This window comes from Polaromonas sp., assembly GCF_018780625.1.
Classification (GTDB): Bacteria; Pseudomonadota; Gammaproteobacteria; order Burkholderiales; family Burkholderiaceae_C; genus Polaromonas.
In genome coordinates this window covers 1-2,266 of sequence record NZ_JADMJK010000238.1, presented here as the reverse complement: position 1 = coordinate 2,266, position 2,266 = coordinate 1, and the positions used below count along the sequence as shown (strand labels likewise).

General features: G+C 67.3%; 2 protein-coding genes. Both read right to left on the bottom strand.

Annotated elements, in window-relative coordinates; all coding sequences use genetic code 11:
- On the bottom strand, positions 1–257 hold a 257-nt coding region (locus tag IV091_RS16925), incomplete at its 3' end, for a tRNA-dihydrouridine synthase (protein ID WP_293470430.1).
- Between the two features lie 183 nt (positions 258–440).
- Entirely contained in the window at positions 441–2,021 is a 1,581-nt protein-coding gene (locus IV091_RS16920) for an MFS transporter (protein WP_293470429.1), read from the bottom strand.
- Positions 2,022–2,266 lie beyond the last annotated feature (245 nt).

Here is a 2,266-nt window from a genome sequence, read left to right as displayed (position 1 = left end):
TCGCTGGGGCAGCCGCAATTGAGGTTGATTTCCTGGTAGCCCCACTGCTCGCCCAAGCGGGCGCAATGGGCCAGATCGGCCGCCTCGCTGCCGCCCAGTTGCAGCGCCACCGGGTGCTCTTCGGCGTTGAAGCGCAGGTGCCGCGCCACGTCGCCGTGCATCAGCGCGCCGGTCGTGACCATTTCGGTGTACAGCAGCGCATGGCGCGACAGCAGGCGGTGAAAGTAGCGGCAGTGCCTGTCGGTCCAGTCCATCATGGGCGCCACACTTAAACGCCACGGACTAAACGGTTGATTTAATTCAATATTGTTCAATATGCTTTCTCTACTTTGGGGGCGTGTGCAACAAGAGGCGCACACAACTTGCTCACGATGGCGGCATTTTCGCAGCTATCGCCTGACGCCTGACGGCAGGCTGGCCAAAACCTGGCGGTCGCAGCCTCAGCGCTCGGCAATGTAGTGCGACATGCGCGCGCTTTCGCCGGGCAGCAGGAAGGCGCGCACTTCTGCTTCCAGCGCGTGATCGGCCACGGTGGCGCGCGCGCGCTGGTGCAGGTAGTCGGCCCATGATGTCACGATGAAACGCTCCACATAGCGGGATGGCTCGCCCAGGTCCTTGTAGACACGCCAGAAGGTGGCGCCATCGCGCCGGCGCGGTGCCTTCATCTGGCTGATGGTGTCAAGAAAAGCGCGCTCCTGCCCGGGGCGGATGCGGTAGGCCACCTCTACCGCCACCGGCCCAGCCTCCGGGCTGGGCTCGGCCTCCACGAACAGCTCTTGCCAGGGCGTGCCCTGCGTCACTTCGTGGGCCGCGCCCACGCGCAGCGGGAACGGGCGCGCCAGCAGCAGGCCGGCGGCCATCAGCAAACCGGCCGCGACCAGCGCGGCGCTCAAGCCGACGATGTCGGACACCGCGCCCCAGAACGCTGACCCGATGGCGAAGGCGCCCAGCGACGCCACGATATGCAGGGCCACCGCGCGCGAGCGCACCCAGGGCGGCGCGCTGGCCTGCGTGGCGGTGTTGAAGGTGGACATGGCCGCCATCCAGGCGGCGCCACCCACCGCCATGGCGCCATAGACCAGCAGCGGCACGCGGACCCAGGCGGCAAGCAGCATGACGGCAGAAAACGCGATGCAGCTGGCGCCCACGACGGCATCGAGCCCGAAGCGCTCGCGCATCCGGCCGATTCCCAGCCCGGTCGCCACCGCACCCGTTCCCAGGCAACCCATCAGCAGCCCGAAGCCTTCCGCGCCGGTGCCCAGTTGGCGCTGCGCAATCACCGGCAGCAGCGCCCACAGTGCCGAGCCAGCCGCGCTATAGGCCATGGCCCGCACCAGTTGCGCCAGGATGATGCGCGAATGCCAGGCAAAACGCAGGCCGCTGAGCGTGCCGCCCCACAGGCGCTCGGCCGGCAGGCGCGACGGCGGGTGCGCGCGTGGCGGCCAGCGGCGTATCGATTCCCACATGACCAGCGTCGTGAATACCGTGACCGCGAACACCCAGCCCGCGCCCAGGCCTGCAAACAGCAGGCCGGCAAGCGTGGGGCCTATGGCGCGCGCCGCGTTGTAGGCAATGCTGACGGCAGTAATAGCCTGCGGCCATTCGTCGCGGGGAACCGGGTCCACCACCGACGAGTTCCAGGCGGGCGTCAGCACCGCCGTGCAGCAGCCACACACAAACACCAGAAAAAGGACCGATCCCGGCCCGCTCCAGCCCCCCAGCACCAGCAAGGCGAGCAGCGCGCAGGCGGCCACCTGCGCCATCAGCGCGCCAGAGATCAGGCGACGACGATCGGTCGTGTCGGCCAGCACGCCTGCGGGCAGGGCCAGCAAAAACATGGGCAGGAACACCGCGGTCTGCACAAGCGCCGCCAGGAAGGACGAGCCGGTGAGCTCGACCATGAGCCAGGCAGCCGCCATGGACTGCATGCCGTTGCCAATGAAAAAGACGCCGCCGCAAAGCCACAGGCCGCGAAACGAAGGCTGGCGCAAGGCGCTCCAGATGGAGTGGGTAGGCGGCATGAGCCCATTATTCCCGAACCTGCACCGGTCTTGCGGCAAGGTCTGCACAAACCGCCTTCCATCAGGAACTGGCGCGGCCCATGCATGTGACCGAAAAACTGGAGTAACCTCAAGCCGCATCGCTAAAAGGAATCCCATGACGACACCCGCGCGATCGCCAGAGTCGACGTTTCCTCGCGCATACAGCGGTGCGGCGCTTGACGCAGCGCTTGAAGCCCGCAGGCAGTACCAGGTGGTCCGGGGCG

Excerpts from the sequence above, each read along its gene's own strand:
- IV091_RS16920 (WP_293470429.1), bottom strand. The coding sequence starts at position 2,021 with ATGCCGCCTACCCACTCCATCTGGAGCGCCTTGCGCCAGCCTTCGTTT.